This window comes from Hyphomicrobium sp. (assembly GCF_036833075.1).
GTDB lineage: Bacteria > Pseudomonadota > Alphaproteobacteria > Rhizobiales > Hyphomicrobiaceae > Hyphomicrobium_C.
Genome location: NZ_DAITQL010000069.1, coordinates 1 through 21,763 on the forward strand (window position 1 = coordinate 1; position 21,763 = coordinate 21,763).

General features: G+C 61.1%; 24 protein-coding genes and 1 tRNA gene. 15 read left to right on the plus strand and 10 right to left on the minus strand.

Going from position 1 to position 21,763, the window contains the following annotated elements:
• Window positions 1-807: 807 nt before the first annotated feature.
• From V7082_RS16700 to V7082_RS16720, 5 genes are all read left to right on the plus strand, one after another.
• Window positions 808-2,070 carry a tyrosine-type recombinase/integrase gene (locus V7082_RS16700; protein WP_334150382.1) on the plus strand — a complete coding sequence of 421 codons (1,263 nt, stop codon included), beginning with the start codon at window positions 808-810 and terminating at the stop codon, window positions 2,068-2,070.
• An 87-nt stretch (window positions 2,071-2,157) separates the two neighbouring features.
• Complete coding sequence (locus V7082_RS16705; RefSeq protein WP_334150384.1) at window positions 2,158-2,535, plus strand: type II toxin-antitoxin system RelE/ParE family toxin; 378 nt, start codon at window positions 2,158-2,160, stop codon at window positions 2,533-2,535.
• A gap of 1 nt (window position 2,536) precedes the next feature.
• Window positions 2,537-2,911: a helix-turn-helix domain-containing protein gene (locus V7082_RS16710; protein WP_334150385.1), complete on the plus strand. Its 375-nt coding sequence runs from the start codon at window positions 2,537-2,539 to the stop codon at window positions 2,909-2,911.
• 391 nt (window positions 2,912-3,302) lie between these two features.
• Window positions 3,303-4,103: a type IV toxin-antitoxin system AbiEi family antitoxin domain-containing protein gene (locus V7082_RS16715; protein ID WP_334150386.1), complete on the plus strand. Its 801-nt coding sequence runs from the start codon at window positions 3,303-3,305 to the stop codon at window positions 4,101-4,103.
• Complete coding sequence (locus tag V7082_RS16720) at window positions 4,100-4,972, plus strand: nucleotidyl transferase AbiEii/AbiGii toxin family protein (RefSeq protein ID WP_334150387.1); 873 nt, start codon at window positions 4,100-4,102, stop codon at window positions 4,970-4,972. Before V7082_RS16715 ends, V7082_RS16720 begins: the two co-directional genes overlap by 4 nt.
• Window positions 4,973-5,174: 202 nt before the next feature.
• Here V7082_RS16720 and V7082_RS16725 read toward each other — a convergent pair whose 3' ends face one another.
• The 7 genes from V7082_RS16725 to V7082_RS16755 form a co-directional block, all read right to left on the minus strand.
• Window positions 5,175-5,480, minus strand: a complete 306-nt coding sequence (locus V7082_RS16725; protein ID WP_334150388.1) for a helix-turn-helix transcriptional regulator — start codon at window positions 5,478-5,480, stop codon at window positions 5,175-5,177.
• Window positions 5,481-5,518: 38 nt separating this feature from the next.
• Window positions 5,519-5,839, minus strand: coding sequence for a DUF736 domain-containing protein (locus V7082_RS16730; RefSeq protein ID WP_334150389.1), 321 nt, complete (start codon window positions 5,837-5,839; stop codon window positions 5,519-5,521).
• Between the two features lie 25 nt (window positions 5,840-5,864).
• Window positions 5,865-7,130, minus strand: coding sequence for a TrbI/VirB10 family protein (locus V7082_RS16735; protein ID WP_334150390.1), 1,266 nt, complete (start codon window positions 7,128-7,130; stop codon window positions 5,865-5,867).
• The gene (gene trbG, locus V7082_RS16740; protein ID WP_334150391.1) at window positions 7,127-8,125 is read right to left on the minus strand and encodes a P-type conjugative transfer protein TrbG; all 999 of its coding nucleotides are present in this window, start codon (window positions 8,123-8,125) and stop codon (window positions 7,127-7,129) included. Before trbG ends, V7082_RS16735 begins: the two co-directional genes overlap by 4 nt.
• Complete coding sequence (trbF, locus tag V7082_RS16745) at window positions 8,122-8,820, minus strand: conjugal transfer protein TrbF (protein ID WP_334150393.1); 699 nt, start codon at window positions 8,818-8,820, stop codon at window positions 8,122-8,124. Before trbF ends, trbG begins: the two co-directional genes overlap by 4 nt.
• A 15-nt stretch (window positions 8,821-8,835) precedes the next feature.
• A complete protein-coding gene (trbL, locus tag V7082_RS16750; RefSeq protein ID WP_334150394.1) occupies window positions 8,836-10,107 on the minus strand; it encodes a P-type conjugative transfer protein TrbL in 1,272 nt (423 codons plus the stop codon).
• A 113-nt stretch (window positions 10,108-10,220) separates the two neighbouring features.
• Window positions 10,221-10,592: a hypothetical protein gene (locus V7082_RS16755; RefSeq protein ID WP_334150409.1), complete on the minus strand. Its 372-nt coding sequence runs from the start codon at window positions 10,590-10,592 to the stop codon at window positions 10,221-10,223.
• A gap of 18 nt (window positions 10,593-10,610) precedes the next feature.
• Here V7082_RS16755 and V7082_RS16760 point away from each other — a divergent pair, with 18 nt between their 5' ends.
• Window positions 10,611-11,135, plus strand: coding sequence for a 5-methylcytosine restriction system specificity protein McrC (locus tag V7082_RS16760; protein ID WP_334150408.1), 525 nt, complete (start codon window positions 10,611-10,613; stop codon window positions 11,133-11,135).
• A 169-nt stretch (window positions 11,136-11,304) separates the two neighbouring features.
• Here V7082_RS16760 and V7082_RS16765 read toward each other — a convergent pair.
• Window positions 11,305-11,394: transfer RNA gene (locus V7082_RS16765), tRNA-Pro, on the minus strand.
• Window positions 11,395-11,528: 134 nt separating this feature from the next.
• Here V7082_RS16765 and V7082_RS16770 point away from each other — a divergent pair.
• The 4 genes from V7082_RS16770 (at window position 11,529) to V7082_RS16785 (ending at window position 15,104) form a co-directional block, all read left to right on the plus strand.
• The gene (locus V7082_RS16770; RefSeq protein WP_334150395.1) at window positions 11,529-12,731 is read left to right on the plus strand and encodes a tyrosine-type recombinase/integrase; all 1,203 of its coding nucleotides are present in this window, start codon (window positions 11,529-11,531) and stop codon (window positions 12,729-12,731) included.
• A 221-nt stretch (window positions 12,732-12,952) separates the two neighbouring features.
• Window positions 12,953-13,234 carry a helix-turn-helix transcriptional regulator gene (locus V7082_RS16775; protein WP_334150396.1) on the plus strand — a complete coding sequence of 94 codons (282 nt, stop codon included), beginning with the start codon at window positions 12,953-12,955 and terminating at the stop codon, window positions 13,232-13,234.
• On the plus strand, window positions 13,224-14,534 hold the full coding sequence (locus V7082_RS16780; RefSeq protein WP_334150397.1) for a type II toxin-antitoxin system HipA family toxin: 1,311 nt from the start codon (window positions 13,224-13,226) through the stop codon (window positions 14,532-14,534). Before V7082_RS16775 ends, V7082_RS16780 begins: the two co-directional genes overlap by 11 nt.
• A 117-nt stretch (window positions 14,535-14,651) precedes the next feature.
• Window positions 14,652-15,104, plus strand: a complete 453-nt coding sequence (locus V7082_RS16785; RefSeq protein WP_334150398.1) for a helix-turn-helix transcriptional regulator — start codon at window positions 14,652-14,654, stop codon at window positions 15,102-15,104.
• Here the strand turns inward: V7082_RS16785 and V7082_RS16790 are convergent.
• Window positions 15,096-15,791 (minus strand): hypothetical protein, encoded by a 696-nt coding sequence (locus tag V7082_RS16790; protein WP_334150399.1) that lies wholly within the window; start codon window positions 15,789-15,791, stop codon window positions 15,096-15,098. The two genes, V7082_RS16785 and V7082_RS16790, sit on opposite strands and share 9 nt — an antisense overlap.
• Before the next feature lie 159 nt (window positions 15,792-15,950).
• Here V7082_RS16790 and V7082_RS16795 point away from each other — a divergent pair, with 159 nt between their 5' ends.
• The 3 genes from V7082_RS16795 to V7082_RS16805 are packed head-to-tail and all read left to right on the plus strand — an operon-like array spanning window position 15,951 to window position 18,260.
• On the plus strand, window positions 15,951-16,682 hold the full coding sequence (locus V7082_RS16795; RefSeq protein WP_334150400.1) for a ParA family protein: 732 nt from the start codon (window positions 15,951-15,953) through the stop codon (window positions 16,680-16,682).
• Window positions 16,683-16,740: 58 nt separating this feature from the next.
• Window positions 16,741-17,187 (plus strand): ribbon-helix-helix domain-containing protein, encoded by a 447-nt coding sequence (locus V7082_RS16800; protein ID WP_334150402.1) that lies wholly within the window; start codon window positions 16,741-16,743, stop codon window positions 17,185-17,187.
• Window positions 17,184-18,260, plus strand: coding sequence for a replication initiator protein A (locus V7082_RS16805; protein ID WP_334150403.1), 1,077 nt, complete (start codon window positions 17,184-17,186; stop codon window positions 18,258-18,260). Before V7082_RS16800 ends, V7082_RS16805 begins: the two co-directional genes overlap by 4 nt.
• 814 nt (window positions 18,261-19,074) lie before the next feature.
• Here the strand turns inward: V7082_RS16805 and V7082_RS16810 are convergent.
• The gene (locus V7082_RS16810) at window positions 19,075-19,392 is read right to left on the minus strand and encodes a hypothetical protein (RefSeq protein WP_334150404.1); all 318 of its coding nucleotides are present in this window, start codon (window positions 19,390-19,392) and stop codon (window positions 19,075-19,077) included.
• A 161-nt stretch (window positions 19,393-19,553) separates the two neighbouring features.
• Between V7082_RS16810 and V7082_RS16815 the strand changes: the two genes are divergently transcribed.
• The gene (locus V7082_RS16815) at window positions 19,554-19,754 is read left to right on the plus strand and encodes a type II toxin-antitoxin system Phd/YefM family antitoxin (RefSeq protein WP_334150406.1); all 201 of its coding nucleotides are present in this window, start codon (window positions 19,554-19,556) and stop codon (window positions 19,752-19,754) included.
• 27 nt (window positions 19,755-19,781) lie between these two features.
• Window positions 19,782-21,746, plus strand: a complete 1,965-nt coding sequence (locus V7082_RS16820) for a DNA methyltransferase (protein WP_334150407.1) — start codon at window positions 19,782-19,784, stop codon at window positions 21,744-21,746.
• Window positions 21,747-21,763 lie beyond the last annotated feature (17 nt).

Consider the following 21,763-nt stretch of genomic DNA (forward strand, 5'->3'; position numbering starts at 1 on the left):
GCCAATTACTTCAGGAATGCAGGATATGCTTCCGCCTAAGTTGAACACGCTCTAGAGGATGCGGGTCGCGTTCACGCAATCCCCGATCTGCTCAGTCCGGTTCCCGACGATGATCTAGACACGTGGGAAGTGAGGATCGAGCGCCGGATCGAGGAAGAACTTCATCGCGCCATCGTCAAACGAGATCAGGTACCGCGTCATCCTGAGCCGCCCGCTATCTGAGGTCACTGTTGGCCCGGCGCTAACGTAACGCGTTTGGCAGATGCGTCCCCTAAGCGGACATCGGCGACCATCAATCGGCGTAACCCGCGCGTCGATGCGCGCGGTCCGCATTGAGGTAAAGAGGGTGGCTGAAGGGCATTTCAATCACCCATCAAGCAACGCCTGATCCCACAGGGCCGGCACTCAGCGCCGGAGGCCGCAAGATTGTGCGAGGTGGTAGCTACGGGATTTTAAGGGGATGACGGACTAAAGCTAAGTCCTTGAAATATTGGTCGGAGCGGGGAGATTTGAACTCCCGACCCCCAGTCCCCCAGCGGGCCAAGGTGCGGTTTTTGCGGCTCCACCATGTTCATCCTTGTCCACACGAGGGCCGCGCAAGTGATCCAGCTTACACGAAAAATCCTGACCATCGGCGAACGCGCCAGAACGCTGAATAACTGTTCCGCTGAGACACCAGTGAGACATGGACTTGCCTTGAAAAAGTCATGTCTCAATTTCCAACATTGTCATTTCGTTTCAATGACATAGTTCGCGATTTTGTGGTCTGGGGGTCGCACAGTCTCTTGGAACTGGGGTCTCACGTTCATGCCAAGTCTGGATCCGCGCGGCCGCGCCATCGCTCGGGCGATCAACGGTCGGCCAGCTACGTATGCGATCAAGCGGCACGATCGCCTCTATCTCGATGTTCGTGGAGAGGGACGCGCTGCCTGGCGCATTCGATACCGTCCCAAGCCAAACGCCAATCAACGCTGGTTCACGCTCTCCGAAGACGCGCGCAACGCGGACTTCAAGAAGATTGCGCGCAAGGCGAGCGAGTTGCTCACAGCTTTGCAACTCGACGGCATCGATCCTCATGCCGAAGGCGAGAAAGCAGCGAAGCCACAACGGACCGTAGCCGATTGCTACAAGCTGTGGCTCGACCACACGGGTAAGCGTCGTGGCAAGCCGCTCTGCCGAAAAACGCGCGCCGGATACGATTCGGTGTTCAAGCTGCATATCCAGCCGCATTTCGGAAAATACGCCCTGACCGATCTCGATCGGGCGACGATCGAGCGGGTCTTGGCCAAGGTGAAGGCTGCCACGACCAATGCGGAGAAGGGCTATCGCGGTCTCCAGGCGACCAAAGTCTTGAAGGTCCTGTCCAGCATCTGCGAATGGTGCATCGACAGAGAATGGATTGATCGCAATCCTTGTCGTGGGATCGACCTGCCGGTGCCCATTGCTCATCCAAATGGCAAGCAGTCGCGTCCACCCACCAATCCCGAGCTCCGCCAGCTTTGGAACGACGGACCTCACGTAATGTCGCCGGCGCAGACACGCGTAATACGAATTGCGATTCTCATCGGCCGCCGCATCAGCGAGATCGCAGGTGCGGAACGTGAGGATGCCAAGTTGGATGCAACGATTCCGTGTTTGTTCATCCCGGCCCAGCGCGAGGGGAACAAGCCAAAAATGGACGATGCAGTCCCGCTTCCGCCGCTCGCTCTCTCAATCATCAAGGAAGCGCTTGCCGCATCGCAGCCAGACGAGCCGCTCTTCATAGGTGCGGCCACGCGATGGACCGCATCGAAGGTGTTGACCACAACGCGGCGCGCATGGAAGTGGCCGGACCCGCCTGTTCGCTTTCATGATTTTCGCGGTCTCATCAATGACCAGATGGCCGCCCTCGGTGTCCCAACCGAGCTTCGCAGCCGTACGCTGCACCATACCGGAGACCTGCAACAGCTCGTGAATACAGTGTACTCGGCCTATGACTTTCTGCCGGATCGCCTGCGCGCACTGCAGCTGTGGGAGGATCGGCTCTTGGAAATTGTAACAAACCGGCCACCCGCAGGGCTGCGGTGGTGACCAGATGATAGCTCCATCCCAGTCGTTTCCAATGGATCTTCTAATATATGCTCTTGACGACATATGTCGTGAAAGGCATATTATTATATGAAATGGGAAGTTCTGTTTCATGATGAGTTCGAGCTGGAGTTCGACCAGTTCTCTCACGCCGTGCAGGATGAGCTTCTTGCCCATGGCCGGCTGCTGGAGGAATTCGGCCCGTCACTTGGGCGACCGAACGTGGATACCCTCAAAGGGTCCAGCCACGAGAATATGAAGGAGCTGCGCTTCAGTGCCGACGATGGTGTGTGGCGCGTGGCCTTCGCCTTCGATCCGAGACGCCGCGCGATCCTGCTGGTAGCCGGAGACAAGTCAGGCGGCAGCGAACAGAAATTTTACAAGCGGCTGATCAAGAAGGCGGACGAGCGCTTCGACGGCCACCTTGAGCTGCTGAAGAGGGAGCAGCAGAAGGAAAAGGGAAGATAAAATGGCAAAGCCGTTGAAGGATAAGATGCAGCCTCTGGATGCGAAGCGCCGAATGAAGATTGAGGCGCGTGCTGCAGAGCTGATTGCTGAAGAGATGTCTCTGCGGGATCTGCGCAAGGCGCTCGACAAGACACAAGTCAAGATGGCGAAGGCGCTTGGAATCAAGCAGGAAGGCGTCTCGCGTATTGAAAAGAGAAGCGATCTCTTGCTCTCAACGCTGCGCAGCTATGTGGAAGCGATGGGCGGAGAGCTGCGGCTGATCGCGGAGTTTCCGGATCGTCCGCCGATCGTCCTCTCCGGCCTTGCCGAACTCGAGGCTCAGGTTGTTCCTGTCAGGTCCGCGAGACGCTCCGGCAAGGACAAGCATGCTACCTAGCGACAGTGTAGCCGCCAGCGATCTCTGTGTGCAGTGTGGTTTCCTATGGGACTCCAGCATCGCCAGACCTCGCCGTGCACTTCTACATTCATCATCGCGGTTCCCGCCGGTCTATCAGTAAAACTCACCCTCTCCGGCCAGGCGCACCTCGCACGCTTCCTGCCTGTGTAGGTTAGCGTTGGGCGTCTTGTCGCTGACGCGCCGCTGCTTCGCGCTCGTCCGCCGCTGTTTTGGGCGCGGCCCGAACCAGGAGCAGTGCTGCAACGTATTCAAATATGGACATTTAGGGGCGAAATCTTCATATGATACTGCGCAATGAGACGCCTCATATTGAAAAATAGACGATATCGTGCTATTTTTACATATGATGCTCCATCGTCGGGATACGCTCATGAGCTACCTCACGCGCCTCCAATCGGAGGGCCGCGTGACGTTCACGCGTGGCGAGGCCATCGCCTCCCTGGGTTTGACGGAGGGCGCGTTCCTCAAGGCCGCCGCGCGGCTGCAAAAGCGCAACATTCTCGTCAACCCGCGTCAGGGCTTCTATGTGGTCGTTCCCCCGCAGTACCTGTCCTGGGGCGCGCCGCCACCGGCATGGTACATCGACGCGCTCATGCAGCATGAAGGCCGACCCTACTATGTCGGTCTGCTCAAGGCGGCCGAGCTGCATGGAGCCACACACCATGCCGTCATGGAATTCCAGGTGGTCACCGACAGCCAGCTGCCGAAGATCAGAGCAGGGCGGTCCTGGATCACGTTTCACTACCGCAAGGAAATCAAAAACGTCGCCGACGGCGTCATCGCGCGCAAAACCGATACGGGCAGCATGAAGCTGTCCTCACCCGAGCTCACGGCACTTGATCTTTTTCGCTACATCCGCGCCGCCGGCGGCATCGATGCGGTGGCCACCATCCTTGCCGATCTCGGCGAGACGCTCGATGCGGCCAAGCTCGCCGCGCTCGCCGCGCAGTCTGAGCGGGCGATTGTCCAGCGCCTCGGCTATCTCCTGGAGCGCCTCGGCCATGGCGCGCGCGCCGAAGCTCTCCACGAAGGCCTGTTTGCGCGGGGGAGGGTGCCCTGGACGGCGCTTGAGCCCCCCAAGCGCGGCACCGGGCGAACCATCACCAACCCCGTCGAGCGCAACGAGCGGTGGCACGTCACCGTCGCGCGCCATCCGGAGATCGATGAATGATCCCGACGCAGAACATCGTTGCATGGTCAAATACGGCGCCCTGGGCGGAACCGAGGCAGGTCGAGCAGGATCTCATCATCTCTCGCGCGCTCGTAGAGTTGTTCGGCGACGAACTCCTGCGCGCGGAGCTCCGCTTTCGCGGCGGCACGGCACTCAACAAGCTGCACTTTCCGCAGCCGTTGCGTTACTCGGAGGATATCGATCTCGTCCGCACCACGGCCGGACCTATCGGGCCGGTGCTCGACAAGGTCCGGGAGATCCTCGTGCCCTGGCTCGGTCAGCCCCGCTTTGAGCAAAGCGTCGTAGCGCCGAAGTTCCGCTTTCGCGTTCCGGCAGAGGATGAGGCCGGCGCGCTCATCCGCCTCAAGATCGAGATCAACACGCGGGAGCGCGAAGCCTACGATCCTCCAGTGGTAAAGCCCTTCCGCGTCGACAATCCGTGGTTTGCAGGCGAGGCCGAGATCCCGACCTTCTCGAACGAGGAGCTGCTCGCCACCAAGCTGCGTGCGCTGCTTCAACGCAACAAGGGCAGGGATCTGGTCGATCTCTCGCACGCGTGTGAGGTCTTTCCCGAGCTCAACGCCGCAAGGCTCGTCGAGCTCTTTGGCCGATATCTCGCCTTGTCCGAGCAGGCTATCTCGCGCGCTGAGGCCGAGGAACGCATGTTCGACAAGCTCGCGCGAGCCGATTTCCTGGCGGACGTACGGCCGCTGCTCACCGCCGACGAGGCGGCGCGTTTTGGAGATGGCGCAGGAATAGCCGCTTTTACCAACGTCTTCGCAAGCTTCATCCGCTTGTTACCCGGCGATCCTTGGGCGAATACGCCCGCCATGATCGAGCGCTTCAGGCTTGCGGCCTTGGCTGACTGACGATGCCGTGCGCAGTGTCATGCGCGCAAGCACATAGACTGGGTTCAACCCCGCGATGGATCGCGGTGCTGGCACAGCCACTCTGTACTCAGGTGCGACGAGATCCAGATCGATCAGCTCGTGCACAGCACCGCTCTCGGCCGTGTGCGGATCGAGGCGACCTGCATGGCAGAGATTGCGAGCGATGATCGGGGCATCGCCTTTATGGGTTCGACTTGTCGCGTTCTGCGACCCGCGCCTCCACCCATTCCTCGATCTCGGATAAGAGCCATGCCACGCGGTTGGCTCCGAGCTGCACCCGGCGCGGAAACATGCCTCGCTTCTCGAGCCGCAGGATATGCTGCGGTGTGTACGGCACAATGCGGCAGAGTTCGGCTCTCGTGATCAGGCGCGTGGGCCGCGGCTCCTTCACCCCGATGTCGCGGATAGGCCTATCTCGCGCCTGGTCCGCGCCATCACCTTTCGCTGCCTTCGGCTCCGCGGGGTGTGGCGAAAAGCGACGCGACATAGGCGCATGCTCCTTCGAACCATGAAACACCCGACCAATCATCCCTCTTCCTTGTGCTCCCGCCGCCAGACGAGTCGCACGACACCGTCCTCCGTGGCCTCGAACAGCGCTCCCCAGATCGGCTGCGGCAATGCGGGATCATCGAGCTTGACGCGCAGATAGCTCTCCTCGGTTCCGTACTTGGTGCGCCGCCAGGCAGCACCGATTTCCGTCGGGCCGTTCATGACGCGAAAGTCAGGCCCGCCGAACCCTTCTTTGCGGTCGTTGGCGACCAGGCGGACCTTGGCGTTCACCGTGAGCGTGCGGATGGTGCCGGCGTAGCCGTCCTTGACGGCGGAGAATGTACCGATCACAGCCATGTGCAGATGTCTCCTCTCTTCTTACTCAATGGGATGCGGTTGTCGGGTAGGGGCTCAAGACGATGTCCTTGTGCACGATGACGCGCAGCGGCCATCCAGGCCGCACCTTGATCGTCGGTTGCACATTGAGATTGCGCTCGATGAGGCGCTGGCCGGCGCGGTTTGTGGTCGATTGCGTGGAGAGCTGCAGCGCCCTTATGAGATCGTCGTCGCTGGAGCCAAACGCGAGCTCGCTGCCGACGCCGAGCACGGTGGCGAGCGCGACGCCTTTCAGCAGCTTCCAGGTGTGCAGGTCGACCTCGTCGGCGAGGCCGGCATAGCCTCCGGTGTCCGTCGCCGGAAGATTGTCGATGACGATCGAGCTCCCATCCGGGCGGATGATGCGCTGCCAGACGACGAGCGCACGCTCCTGCCCGAAGGCGACGACGTTGTCGTACCGACCGATGAGGCGCGAGCCCTGCGGGATCAGGAGGAAGCGGCCGGACACCGTATCGAAGACGTTCTCGGTCACTTGCGCGATGACGAACCCCGGCAAGTCGGAGTTGAGGCCGCTGATCAGGCTGGCGGCGATGACGGTGCCGGCCATCAGCTGGTAAAGCGAGGCTGGAGTCTCAAGGACGTGCGGATTGTAGATGTCAGTCTCGGGTCCGGCCTTGAGGAACGAAAGCTTGCGCGTGGCCTCGGTCGGATCTGTCCCGAGAGGTTCGATATCTCCTGTGGCGAGTGCCCGTACGCGTTCGGCCGCGCGCAGCACGGAGCGCGTCGCGTCACTCTCGGTTGCGGCCGGTCGCGGACCGGCGTCCCCGTATGAGACCGGAGACGCAACCTGTCCTGCAGGCGGTGCCTTGAGCTGCAGTCGAAAGAAAACTTGCGACTCCCTGGCCTGGCTGGCCATGCGGGCGAGGCGGTCCGCCTCGATGCGCTCCGCGTCGTCACGCGCTTCGCCGAGGTTCGGGGACGTCAGTTTCGGCACGCTTGCCGGCAGTATGGCTTCCTCCACCTTCTCTTCCGCCGGCATGCTGTCATAGGTCGCCGGCAGCTTGGCCAATCGTTCTGTGATCGGCTTGTGCTCGACGTTGATCAGCTCCTCGGGCTTGAGGCCGCTTAGGGTCGGCGGTCTCAACGCGACCAGGACCAAGCCAGAGATGAGGATCAGAACGACCGCCGCGCCGCCGATCAGGACCTTACGGTTGATGCGGGTGACAGGCTGCGGCCGCGTGCGCAGCTCGAGCGTCTCGGGCGCGACCTTGGCGTCCGGGGCCTCGGCTTTATCGGGACCGGTGTCCGTCATTGCCGCGTCTCCCGCCAGACCGCATCCGTGCGGATGATGCGCACCACGCGCTGCGGCGCCGTGCCGAGCCTGAGCTCGGCGGCCGCGAACAGCCGGTCGACGATGTAGGTCGCACCTCGCACCCGATAGTTGACGAGCGCGGATTTTCCGTCCGGCCCGATGACGAACAGCGGCGGTGCCTCGCCTTGCGCAAGGCCGGAGGGGAACTGGATGTAGACCTTGCTGCCGTCATCGAATACCTGACGCGGCTTCCAGGGCGCGTCGCCTTCGAGGCGATAGCGGAACCGCAGCTCGTCGATGTTGACGCCGACATCGGCAACGGCCGCCACCGCGGCTTCTCTGTCGGCCTGCTGTTTCCTGAGCGAGACGAGCTCGGCCGCCGGATAGGTCCAGGACACGGACGCCATGTAGGTCTTCTCGCTCGAGCGCATCTCGAGGTGATAGGTGCGCCGGTCGGTGGTGATGACGAGATTGGTCTCGAGGTCGGCGCCGACGGGCTTGACCAGGATGTGCACCTGCGCGTCCTTGCCCTCGCCGCTCGAGGTGTCGCCGACCACCCAGCGTACGGTGTCGCCCGCCGAGACGGAGACCAGCTTCTCGCCGTTCTCGAGCGCGATGTCGGTCACTTGGTTGACGGCCGCGTAGAGCTGATAGAGCGCGCCCTTGGTGTAAGGATAGACCTGGATGGCGTTGATGTAGCCGTCCTTGACGGGCTCAAGGCGCGCCGCGTCATTGGCTCCGGACACGCGGTCCTTCGGCGAACGCTCGTCCTTCGGCTTTTCGCCGGGCTTCTGGACCGGCTTGAGCTGTCCGGGCAGCGGCAAGGGCTTCGGCACCTCCACGTATTGCACAAGCGGCTGGGGCTCGGGCTCGAGTCGCGCCGGCTTGAACGTGGCAGGCTCGAACAGCGGAATCTCCGGCACCCTGATGTTGGTGGCGCAGCCGCAGAGGACGCTTGTCAGCGCCGCTGCCGCACAGATATGGGGGGATTTCATTTTGGGCCTCCTGAGCCGACGTCCTGCGACCAGTTGAAGGTGTGCACGTAGATGCCGAGCGGGTTCTTGCGCACGGCCTCTGCGGTCCTGGGTGGGGTGATGACGAGGGAGAAGATCCCCGTCATGCGGCGAGTCTCCTTCAGAGCGCCGCCCTCGAAGGTTCGCTCCAGCCAGCGCACCTGGAACGAGGAATCGGAGGCGCGCACGACGCTGCTCACCTCGACCGCGACGGTTTCGCGGCCAACCTTGGCGAAGGGGTCGTTGTCGCGCGCGTATTCATTGAGCGTCACCGCGGCGCGCTCTGTGGCGAAATCGTAGGCCTTGAGCCAGTTCTGCTTGACCACCACGGCATCGCTCGAGAGCGAGCGCACGTTGTCGACGAAGCGCGCCAGATGATAGGCAATCTGCGCGTCGTTCGGTTTGTAAGTCTCGGCCGCCGGACCAACGGCGCGCGCGCCACCGCGCGAATCTACCTCGACGACATAGGGCGTCGTCGTGGCCGACCGGCCGATCCACAAAAGCATCACGGCGAGGACCAGCGATACGCTGACGCTTCCCAGCGCGACAAGGCGCCAGTTGTGCGCCTGCACGCGGGCGCTGCCGATGCGCTCATCCCAGACCTGGGCCGCTTTCTGATAGGGCGTGACCGGCTCCGGGGTCTCGCCATAACGCAACGTCGAACGCTTGAATGACATGCGTCCTCACTCCTTCTACTTGTTGCTCTTGAGATCGGGGCCGCCCCCGCTCGCAGGGCGATCGCCCTCGCGCAGCGCGTGGGCGGCAACCATGCCGGCCTGAGTCAGCTGCTGCCGACGGGCCAGACTTTGCGCCCAGGCCGGCGGCCCGGGCTGAGCCGCACCACTCGAACCGGCATCGCCGCCGCCCGCAGGCGAACCTGTATCGCGATAGCCTTGGGCGGCCCCGTGCCGGTAAGCATCGCGGATCGGCGCCGTGGCTGATGCGGCGAGGCGCGAGGCTGGTCCTGAAAGCGTTGTACGCGCGACGCCCGACAGTCCGCTGGTTTGAAAAGCTGCGCCGACCCGGCCCGTCAGAGACGCAGCGGCCTTGATGCCGCCGCCTGCGGCGCTACCAGCCAGACGGGCACCGCCCGCCGTCGCCAAGCCGCCGGCAACTGCCGCTCCGCCCAGCGCCGCGGTGGTTGCCACGGCCGAGCCGGCGCCGAGCTGCGGGGCGCCCGAGATCAGACCGGCAGCGATCGCCGGCACGAAGACGGCCAATCCGAACACCGCGATCGCAGCCAGGATGCACGACGACGCCTGGGTCAGTGTGATCTCGTCCGATGGTCGGATCAGGGTGCCGAAGAGATTGGCGCCGATGCCGACGACGATCGCCAGCACCATGAGCTTGATGCCGGAGGAGATGACATTGCCGAGGACCCGCTCGGCGAGGAATGCTGTCTGGCCGAACAATGCGAACGGCACCAGCACGAAGCCGGCCAGCACGGTCAGCTTGAACTCGATGATGGCGATGAAGAGCTGGACCGACAGCACGAAGAAGGCCAGCAGCACGATCAGCCACGCCAGCATCAGGACGGCGATGGTGGCGAAGTTGGAGAAGAAGGTCGTGAAGCCCATCAGCTCGCCGGCCTTCTCCAGGAGCGGCTTCGATGCCGTATAGCCGGTCGATGCCACGAAGCCCGGCCGCATCAGATCGGCGGCGGTTAGCGAGGTGCCCGAGGCTTTGAGTCCGAGCCCGGCAAACGATTGGAAGACGATTTCGGAGAGCTCCCGGAAGTTGGAGAGCAGCAGCGCGAAGAAGCCGACGTACAGAACTTTCTTGATCAGCTGTGCCGGAACGTTGTCCTCCCCGGCCAGCGCCCAGAACAGGCCGGCCAGCGTGATGTCGATCGCCACCAGCACGCTGGTCAGGAACGCCACGTCGCCAGCGAGCAGTCCGAAGCCGCTGTCGATGTAGCGGCTGAAGGTCTCGGTGAAGCGATCGATGATGGCGAGATCGTCCATGTGATCCTCTAGCGTCAGGGCAAAGCTTCGCCGTCGGCGGAAACCTCCGCCGCTGGTCCTGTTAGTGATTGGGCGTCAGAATGCGGTGTCGCGTGGTTGCGGCTCGTCCTCTGCTACCGGCCCGCCGAGTATGCGGATCCCGTGCCGACGAACGACTTGAAGCGCTGACGAGCTTCGTCCTCGGTCGCGAGATCGCGAGCCCGGGTCAGCGTCTCGGCGCGCGCCTGCGCGGCAATCAAGCCCTGCAGCGCAAGCGACTGCTTGACGTTGAGCCCAGTAAGCTCGTTGCCAGCTTGCGTCGCCTCGAGCGCCCCAACGGCATTGCGCGAGCTCGTCAGCGCGTCACCGAGCAGTCGGGCATCAGTCTCCACGCTGTCGGCAATCTGGCCCTGTACGAGGGCCGAGCGCCGGAAGGCGGAGTACTCCTCCTCCCAGCGGGTTTTGGCATTGCGCAGCACGTCGTCGGAGGAGAGCGCGGCCGACACCTGCCCCGGAAAGATCTCATCGTAGCTGCTTTGCGTCTCCTGCAGGCCGGGGGGATCGCGATCCTTCCCTCGATCCTCATCGACATGGAAAGCGTCTTCGAAATCTACATCCGCCGCGTGCTCGCCGAAGGCCTAGCGGATGATCGATCTATCAGGGTGCGAGATGGCAACAAGGAGGGCGATGGCGGCGCCCGGCGGCCACTCTACGCCCCCGCGCGAGCCGGCCTGAAGAATCCAGACGTGAAGCCTGATGTTGTCATCGAGGTGAATGGCGCGCCGAAGCTGGTGATCGACGCCAAATACAAACGTGCGCCGGACATGCCAGATCGCGGCGACGTCAATCAGGTGGTTGTCTACGGCGCTAGATACGCGGCGCCCCGGATCATGGTCCTACATGCGGGCCGGCTGCAGAACCGCCCGTCGGCAGAGCTCTGCGGCTCCATCGGCGGCTTCGAGGTCTTCAACGGGATGGTCGATCTCGGAGCAGCCGCGATCGAGGATGAGGAAGAGGCGTTCGTGGCGGCGATCCGGGCGCTGCTCTGAACAGTTCACACGCCGTCCTTGTCGCGCCCTCCGATTCCAAATGTGTCTGCCTCTGAGCCGACCCACAGTTTCCCTCAACTTTTTTCGGGAGCCTGCAAGATTGTGGTAGCTAGGTGGTAGCTATGAGATTTTTGGGGGATGACGGACTAAAGCTAAGTCCTTGAAATATTGGTCGGAGCGAGAGGATTTGAACCTCCGACCCCCAGTCCCCCAGACTGAAAATTGCCAGTTTCATGGCGATTCACGGAACCACACTCAGGTGCCATAACTACCTGTTCCACATCGCTTAATGTCAACATAGCTGCTTATGCGTTCAACGCGCAGCATTGCCCTATTTGCGTCCCATATGCGTCCCACGCTGACCCTCAGTCATTTGCCAGGGAGGGTCAGACGATGGCTGGCAAAGCACAGCTCAACGACATCTTCGTCCGCAACATTCCGATCCCGGCACAAGGCCGGGTTCAGTATCCGGATGGCAAGCTGCCCGGCTTCGGCGTGCGTGTGTCCGTCAACGGACTGAAGGTGTTTTATCTGACGTACCGGTTTGCCGGGCAGAGCCGCCGCATGATCTTGGGGCGCTATCCGTTTAAGTCACTCGCCGCTGCCCGCGCCGAGGCCCACACTGCCATCGGGCAGATCGCGAGCGGTATCGATCCACAAAAGACGGTCAGCAACGATGCTCTATCTGTTGGCCGCTCACTTACCTTTGCCGAGGCGCTCGATCAGTTCGTTCAGCTCTACTGCTCGCAGCACAACCGGGCCTCAACGGCCGCCGAAACCGAGAGAGTTCTCCGGTCCGTATTTCTGCCTGACTGGCAGAGCCGAGAGCTCCAAGCGATTTCTCGTCAGGACATTCTCGGTATTCTCGATGCGATCGTCGCGCGCGGCACGCCCAGCGCCGCCATCCACGCCTATGCGGCCATCCGCAAGTTTTTCACATGGTCCGTCGAGCGCGATCTGGTTGAGATAAGCCCGTGTCTTCATCTGAAGCCGCCTGCCAAGAAGCACTCGCGCGAGCGGGTTCTGAGCGAGGATGAGATTGTAATTCTGTGGAAGGCGAGCATTGGAATTGGATATCCGTTCGGGGCGATCTTTCAGCTGCTGCTCCTTACCGGGCAGCGCCGCGGTGAAGTTGTCGGGATGCGCTGGACCGAGATCGATATGAAACAAGGGGTGTGGACCATTCCCGGTGCCCGCACAAAGAACGGCAAGGCTCACAGTGTTCCTCTTACCCCGCGCGTGCGCGCGATCCTCAAGTCGCTGCCGCGCTTTGAATCCCCGTTTGTCTTCCCGGCCCGCGGCAAGCGGGAGCAATGCTATTCCGGCTACTCAAAAGGCAAGCGCGAGCTCGATTCAGCCGCAGGCCTGCACGACTGGACGCTCCACGATCTGCGGCGCACGGCTGCAACGGGCATGGCCGAGCTTGGCGTGCCGCCGCACGTGGTTGAGAAAATTCTTAATCACAGCACCGGCACGTTTGCCGGCGTGGCCGGCGTCTACAATCGGTTTGAGTACCGTTCCGAGATGCGCAGCGCCCTCCGTCTCTGGGCAGCGCAGATCAAGAGGAGCATCAGGCGTAAGTCTGCTGAGACTTAGCCTGTTTGAGTGGCCCACACGCCAATGTGATCTATAAACAGGTCGAGAAAGCGCTTCTTGATCTGTTTATGGATCATTGCTTGACAGCCTCATGCGATATCGTGTAATTTGATCTATAAACAAGTCCGGAAGCTTATTCCTGCTCTATTTATAGATCAAACAAGATGGCAAAGCCCCCCTCTCGCCCCTACTCCCGCTATACCAAGGACGCGCTTCTGCTGATGGCGCAGCTCATCCGCACCGCACGGATTGAGCGCAAGCTCACCGTTGCGGAGCTGGCCGAGCGGGCCGCCGTATCGCGCGGGCTGATCCAGCGCATTGAGCAAGGCGATCCCGGCTGCGCCATCGGCGCCGTCTTTGAAGTCGCAGCTCTGCTCGGCATCAGGCTCTTCAATGCCGATCAACCGACGCTGAGCGCTAACACCGCCATTCAGCAGCAGACCCTCGTCCTGCTTCCCCAGGCCGCGCGCGATTCCAGAAAGCCGGTGAAAGATGACTTCTAAGAAAGAAGCAGCAAAGCCTGCCCGGCCGCCAGAGGAAGCGCCCAAGGAAGTCTTCGTCTGGCTCTGGCTTCCGGATGAGACGGAACCTGTCATCGCAGGCCGTATCGAGACGGACGGTAAGCGCCAGGTCTTCAACTACGGCCGCAGCTATCTGGGCAAGCGCGGAGCGCTGCCGATTTACGAGCCCGAACTGCCATTGAAGCTCGGCGTCATAGAACCGATGGCCGGGCTGACCATGGCCGGCTGCCTGCGCGATGGCGCCCCCGATGCATGGGGGCGGCGCGTCATCATCAACCGCATGTTCGGCCACAAGGGCGAGGCGATCGATGTTGGGCAGATCGACGAGCTGACCTATTTGCTCCAGTCAGGGTCTGATCGCATAGGGGCGCTTGATTTCCAGACATCCTCCTCAAAATTTGTGCCGCGGCTTGGCACGCAGGCCTCTCTCGAAGAATTGCTCTCCGTCGCCGAACTCGTTGAGAAAGGCGTGCCGATCACGCCCGAGCTGGAACAGGCCGTGTTCCATGGCACCAGCCTTGGCGGCGCGCGCCCCAAGGCGGCCATCGAAACCGCTGCGAAGAAATATATCGCCAAGTTTTCTGCCAGCACCGACATCACCAATGTGGTGAAGGCCGAGTTCGTTGCCATGCGCATGGCAGCCAAACTTGGCCTCAACGTCGCGCAGACTGAACTGAAGCGCGCCGGCGGCAAGGACGTTATTCTGATCGAACGCTTCGACCGCGTAAAGACAGAGCGCGGCTGGACGCGCAAATCCATGGTCTCAGCCCTGACCCTGTTCGGCCTCGATGAAATGATGGGCCGCTATGGCAGCTATCAGGAACTGGCCGACATCATCCGCAAGCGCTTCACCGAGCCGAAGAAGACCCTTCTGGAACTGTTCGCCCGCCTCGTTTTCAATGTGCTGTGCGGCAATACCGACGATCACGCCCGCAATCACGCGGCGTTCTGGAACGGTGAGACGCTCTCGCTGACGCCCGCTTACGATATTTGTCCTCAAACGAGGAACGGGCGCGAGGCCAATCAGGCGCTCTTCATCACAGGCGAGAAGCGCATGAGCACGCTCGCGACCTGCCTCGAAGCCGCTCCGCATTTTCTCCTGAGTGAGAAAGCGGCCCTCGAACTCATCGAACGCCAGGTCGTAACTATCCGCGCGAGCTGGCTGGAACTTGCCGAGGAAGCGGCCCTGACGGAGATCGACAGGGGGCTGATGTGGGGACGGCAGTTCCTCAACCCTTACGCTTTTGAGGACGCTCCAGAGAAGCTGGCTGCCCTCGCCTGAGGAGAGGACGCGCCGCAGGGGAACAGCTTTCCCCTGCGCAAATCGCACGGCATCCACGATGTGTTGGTCAGACGGTGCCGCAAGGCGCCGGTTGACCCTTCGTGATGGAGCCTTGCCGTGGAGCACATTTCCGACCTTGGCCGCGCCTCCCAAGCACCGGACCGGCTTATCAATGCCAAGCAGCTCCGGCACCGCGTGCTGTTCTCTCAGCAGCACATCAACCGGCTGGAGGCCGCTGGGCGGTTTCCGAAGCGCATCCGCCTTGGCGCCGCCCGTGTGGCGTGGTCATCGAATGAAGTGACGGCCTGGATGCAGGAGAAGATTGACGCGCGCGGTCCCTGCCCGTTCGCTGGTGCCGTCCCGGTACTCAACGCGCAGGACCGCCTCGTCGGCAAGAAAGAGCTTCGTGAACTCGTCGTCTACAGCCCGCAGCATGTCCGGCTGCTGGAGCTTGAGCACCTGTTCCCAACCCGCCTCTGGATCGGCGAGAACCGGGTGGCCTGGCTGGAGCGGGATGTTCTGCACTGGCGCGAGTTGAAGCGCCTCGGCCGCGTGAACCTGCTACGCTGATTCAGGCTCTACTGGCCGCCATTCTTCGATGGTCGCTTTGTATGTGCCCGGCTTCATGCGTTCCAGATCGAACAGGCTGAGAGTTTCATCTCTAAGGCTGACGATGTCGCCCACTTGCACGACAACCTCACTGGAATCAAAGCCGACAATGACAACGGTCGGGTCCTCAGCTCCAAGCAGGTCTGCGGTCATGCGGTTGCGCCAACCGCTGCGTTGGACATCGGTCACATAGAGCAAGACCCAGCCATGCTCGTTCTCATCCGGCTCCAGCACACCATCATAGCCGGCAGCCACCTTCTGCGCCGCTTCGAGAAGTTCCAGTGACAGTCCGCGTTTCCGCCGTTCGGGCCGTACGCTGTGCGCAGAAGCTCTCACTGCCGTGGTCTTGCGGTCTGTGCAGGGATGCTTGGGCCATGGCGGACCTAAGTGATCGAAATAAACACGGCTGCCATGGGCGTTTTCGTAATAGAAAACCTGAGCACCGCATTCGGGGCACTTGGCATTGGGATTGACGAAGCAGGCCGATATATAGCGCCGGACACCATGCTCGCTGAGAAAGCGCCGGGCCGAATAGAGGTCAGCTGACACCAGTGCCGCGGACGCTTTATAGCGACTATACGAGTATTTTACGCACCAGCCGCAGGTGCATGAGGCGTAGTGGTTATGCCCCGGCATCCCCTCCTCCATGTAGGGCGGCTCCGGCGGTGGCCGGACCGCGCTCTACGGGCTGCGCCCGCCGAGCCGCGGGTGATTCCATACCGCTAAAATCATAACCCGCGTCTCGGCCCGTCCGGGTGACGATCCCTGCCGCGCAGCGTGTCTGACCATCTTTATTGTGGATAGATTTTGAAGTGGCAGGATTTGCGTTTGCGCCCGCACTGCATTGAAAAGGATAATGAAAATAAAAAAGAGAACATGAGAATTATTGCTCTTATATCGCAAAAAGGCGGAGTCGGAAAAACAACGCTGGCCATCAACCTAGCAGCTGCCGCGCATCAGCGCGGCAAGGGTGTGATCATCGCCGACACGGACCCGCAGCAGTCGACCTACCGGTGGTATCTGGCCCGCAAAGACACAGCGCCCCTGCCCTATGCAGCATCGGTGTTTGCCGACACCCTGCCCTCGTTCCTCGATAAGGCGCGGGCCAACAAGGCCGATTACGTTTTCATCGACACCTCTCCCAACTCCACTGAGGAAAGCCTCGCAATCGCCGATCAGTGCGACCTCATCATCGTGCCCTGCGGCCCATCCTTTATTGATCTGCGTGCCCTCAAGCGCACCGAGAATGTCGTGCGCCTGTCCGGCAGACCTGCGCTGGCCGTGCTCAATCTCTGCCCCGCCTACGGCAATGAAGCCGATCAGGCCGCAGAAGCATTGGAGACTTTGGGCCTTCCCGTCTGTCCGCACAGGATCACCAACCGGGCCTCCGCTCGGCGCGCCTACGCGCTGAACCAGAGCGTCTTTGATTATGAGCCCGCCGGGAAATGCGCCCGTGAGTTCGATGAGGTGTTCCAGTTTGTGTGTGCTCAGGAGAACATGAGTGCCCCCTCTCATGAGAAAGTGAGGGCTCGTGTCTAAGCCGCCGCCTATAAATCTTGCCGCTGCCATGGAAGCCGATCTTCAGGCTCATGATCCCATGAGCACCCGTACTCATGTTCCTGTGGCGCAGTCTGCTCATGAGCCAGTGAGCGCAGCGCTACAGCAGCCCATGAGAAATACAGCTCATGTTCTCCTGTCGCCGGGTGATCATGATGCAGTTAGAAAAAATCCTCATGTTCTCACATCTGAGGCCGACCAGAGATCAGTAGATCATGAGACCATGAGTGCCGGTGATCTTGATCTCATGTCCTCTGATGAGGAAGGCGGAGGAGGGGCCCCGGCTTACGTTCCGCCTTCCCGCGCCGGAATGAAGCGCATCCAGGGCTATTTCAGCCCGCGCGTGAAACGTCAATTCCGCCTTCTCGCAATCAACACCGACCTGACCGAGGAAGACCTCGTCGGCCGCGCGCTAAATCTGCTGTTCAAGGCGGAAGGCCTGCCGGAGATCGCCTTCGACAACAAGGAGCAGAGGAGGGGTTCATGAAACCGGCCCGCGCCGATGACCGCTCCCAGATCGATCTCTTTGCGCCCTACGTGACCGATCTGCCTCTGCGCGATCAGCGCGAGGTGATGGAGCGGCCATTCTTCTCACTCGCCAAGAAAAAGCGCATGAAGCCGATCGACTACGTTAGTCCCGACGGCAACATCTTTGTGCGCGTTACCGCTAACGCGGATTTCGGCATGGCTACCATCTGGGATGCAGACATCCTGATCTGGGCCGCTTCGATGATCCAGCAGCTTCGCGCACGCGGCAAGAACGACATTCCGCGCACGCTGTCGTTTCATCCCTACGATCTTCTGAAAACCATCGACCGCCATACGGGCGGAGCGGAGTACCGCGCTTTGCGAGAAGCACTGGCGCGGCTCCAGTCGACGACAATTGTCACCAATATCCGCGCGCCCAAGGGCAAGAAGCACCGTCAGTTCAGCTGGATCGAATCCTGGACCGACGATGTCGACGATGAGCGCCAGTTCAGCCGCGGCATGAGCATTACGCTCGCCGACTGGTTTTATGAGGGCATCATCATGGACGGAGGGCTTCTCTCTATCGACCCTGCCTATTTTGCTATTACCGGCGGACGTGAGCGTTGGCTCTACCGCGTCGCCCGCAAGCATGCCGGCGGAGCAGGGCCCGACGGCTTTGCCATCGCGTTCTCAACGCTCTTTGCGAAGTCGGGCGCTGAAGGAACCTCGCGCCGCTTCAAATTCGAGATCCTCAAGATCGCGCGCGAGAACGCGCTGCCGGACTACTATCTTCGCATCGAGAATGAGAGCGCTCCCGACCCGCTGCTGCGGATGATCCGCCGCGACGCGATCGGCATGTTCCAAACCGGCGTCGCACCTGCACTGCCGGTAGAGAAAAGTGCTGGTGCAGGCTTCATGCCGCTTTCCAAGGACACTATCAGCGCATTCCGCGCGGAGTTTCCCGACGAGAACGTCTTCGCGTTCAACGGCCGCTTTGCCCGCTGGCTGAAGGAGCGATCTCTCTCACCGGATGACTATCAGGCGGCCTTTCTGGCGTTTGCGCGCGCACAGATCGCCGAGCCTGTGCCCTGAACGCGAACACCAAGCCCTTGGGCGCTCTTGGGTGTTCCTAATATCCCGATGTTTGCGGTGCTATCGCGCTTCGCGCTTGCAGCCTATGACTCGCCGCGAGTCGTCATGCATACGTATGAGTCGCATCCGCATACATCCTTCGGGTTATCGGGAACGCCCCGGCGGGGTTTCAGGAACGGATTCGGGGGATCAGGAACAGCATGACCGCAATCCCGCAGAAATCCGTGCCCGTACAGCGCCGGGGTATCGGGAACATCTTCGGGTCATCAGGAACGCATCGTCGGGGTATCAGGGACGACGCATCGGGCGATCAGGAACAAAAATTCGGGGTATCGGGAACACACCTGCGCCGGGATGTGGCTGCTGTCGCTGCGTTGCGCCGGTTTTGAGCCGCTTAACTTCTTTAAAAAGACTCTAACCCCTTAACTTGCGCCTGCTCTCGCAAAGCAGACTCCCATTGAATCGGAGTGCTCGCCTGATGGCTCGCACAACCATATGTGAAACCCCCACGCTGCGCGTGCCCGTTTCACGCTTCCCCACCCAAAAAGGCTGACAGGCCAGGTGTGCGGCAGGCCTGGCGTTGACTGTCAGCTTTTCTGCAGGCCGAGAGTCTGGCGGGGGCGCTTCGCTCAAACTCACCACAGGGACTGACCACGCCGTCCGCTCCGCCGTCGCCGCCCGCCGAGGCCGGGCAAGCGAGCGACGACGGCTCCGCAGGGACGGCTATCCAGAGATCGGCACGAGAATGCAAAATATCTTTCCAGTTTATGCACCGCATAGGTCCGCAAGATGCGAGCAGAGCGCACACCGGCCGCTAGCGTTCTTGATCGAAGTCACGCTTCAGGATCGAACGGCCCTGCCGCTCCTCACCCCGCACACGCGCTTTCAGATCTTCCGTATAGCTCGGCTTGTCCGGGACGCGCTCAGGTTTGAGATCGTTCGCTGGCTCAGGCCAAAGCGCTCGCCGTGCGGGCGTCATGCCCGGCGGGTTGTAGGCCGGAGCAGGGGCCTCAGCTTTCTGCAGCACAGGCGCTTCAATCGGCTGCGGCGCGGGAACGGCCGCGCTGCGGCTCCACATCTGAAGAATGCGCTCACGGAGTCCTTTCGGACCCGGATAGATGCCGTCTGCCATCGCTCGCTCCACACCAAGATAGCTGACACGTGGCGATCGGCGCCGAAGGACGCAAGGAAGCAGGACACAGCCAGTTTCCGCTATGTAAAACCGAAAGGCCGCGCTTGCCCATAAGAGCTAAAAGAGCCACAATATTTGTTGCTTCGCTGGAGATTCGGCCAATGAAAAGCATCGCGGCACGCACGGCTAAGAACGGCTTCGGCCATCTCATCGACTTGGCGCGCGCTGAGCCAGTTTTGATTGAAAAACACGGGCGGCCGGTCGTGGTAGTTCTGGCGGTCGAGGAGTTTGAGCGGCTGAAAGGGCGGCCCGCCAGCGCCAAGAAGGAAACGCATAAGGCACGAGTGACCCGCGCTCGATGACGCCACGGCAAAAGGGGGAGCCGTCGTATGAACATTGCCGAAATCGAAGCCCAGCTCGCAGAGCTTGTTCTGGAACCGCTTAATCCAGCAGAGTTCCCTTTGCGCTTGCTCGAAATCTACAACGCGCCGAAAGCTACGCTCACAAAGCTGCGCAGCGGCACCCAAAACAAGGGCGAGCAGCCGGGTGATCTACTCTGGGCTCGCAAGATTTTTTTCCGTCCCGCTGCGTCCGGCGAGGCGCAAGCCACGGTCGATGCACTCAAAGACGCCAAGGCTACGCCAAAACACAAACCGCGGTTTCTCATTTCGACTGATGGTGTGGAAGTCGTCGCTTACGATGTGAAGGCCGACGATAGCCTTCCTTGTGACTTTGCGAAACTGAACGACCGCTTCGATTTCTTCCTGCCGCTCGCCGGCATTGAAAAATATGAGGCTGTCGCCGAAAATCCGGCCGACATCAAGGCCGCCGGACGGCTCGCTAAGCTTCACGATGAGATCGAGCGGTGCAACCCCGATTGGCTCCTGCCCGAGAAGCGACATGCGCTCAATCAGTTCCTGACGCGCGTGCTGTTCTGCATGTTCGCCGAGGATACCGGCAGCTTCCCCGCAGACCTGTTCGTCAAAACCGTTAGCGAGTTCGGTGGCGCCGACGGCGAAAATCTGCAGGGCCTTTTCCAGCAGATTTTCAACGTCATGAACGTGCCGGACGGCCAACGCGATGGTGTTCCCGCACACCTCAGGCCGTTCCCGTATGTCAACGGCGGTCTCTTTGCCGAGCGCACAGAAGTGCCTGTCTTCAATCGCCGCGCCAAGCGGCTGCTGGTAGAAGCCGCTCAGCTCGACTGGAAAGAGATCAACCCCGACATTTTCGGCTCGATGATCCAAGCGGTTGTCGATCCAGAAATGCGCGGCGATCTTGGCATGCACTATACATCCGTGCCCAACATCATGAAGGTTTTGCAGCCGCTGTTCCTCATATCGCTGGAAGAGGAATTCGAGCGTTCGCGCGGTCACCGCGAGGAGCGCTCGCTGCTCCGGAAGCTTCTGACCCGAATCTCGAAGATCAGGGTCTTCGATCCGGCCTGCGGCTCGGGGAACTTCCTGATTATCGCCTACCGTGAGCTGCGCACGCTGGAGATGCGCGTATTCCAGCGCCTCGACGAAGTTTCGGGCGGCACGACGACTTGGCGCGAGCAGACCGGGGTCAAGCTATCCAATTTCTTTGGTATCGAGCTTGCGGATTTTGCCGCCGAGACCGCGAAGCTCTCGCTTTGGATCGCCGAATACCAGATGAACCAGCGCTTCAAAAGCCTCTTCGGCGAGGCTCCAAAGAGTTTCCCGCTGAGGGAAGGCGGCCATATTGTTTGCGGCAACGCACTTCGAACTGATTGGCTGGAGGTCTGTCCTCCGGCACTTAAGACTATTCAGAAGGAAAAGATGTTCGACCTGTCGCGCGTAGAGAAGGTGCACGCGACGGAAGCCGTACCCGACGACGATGTTGAGACGTACATCGTCGGTAATCCGCCGTATCTTGGAAGCTCTATGCAGACTGCAAGTCAGAAGGCAGACGTCGAGTTCGTCTTTTCGCCGGCAACAGATAGATACAAGAATCTAGACTACGTTTCGGGTTGGTTTTTCAAAGCATGCGAGTACCTATCGGCGGTGAAGGCTGAGGCCGCACTCGTTGCGACCAATTCAGTTTGCCAAGGAGACATGGTCTCACTCCTGTGGCCTTTGCTTTTCGCGCGCAACGCTGAAATTGGGTTCGCGCATCAATCCTTTCCATGGAAAAACAACGCCAACAACAACGCGGCAGTGATTTGTATCGTTGTTGGCTTGCGTCAGGTCTCATCCCGCCCAAAACGCCTCTACTCCAGTGGATTGATGAAAGCTGCACGAAACATCAACCCTTACCTCATCGACTTCGAAAATATCGTCGTGCAGAAGCAGTCAATGAACCGCCCCGGGTTTGCCGGAGGCTCCAACTCTTGAGAGACTGGAGCCATGAC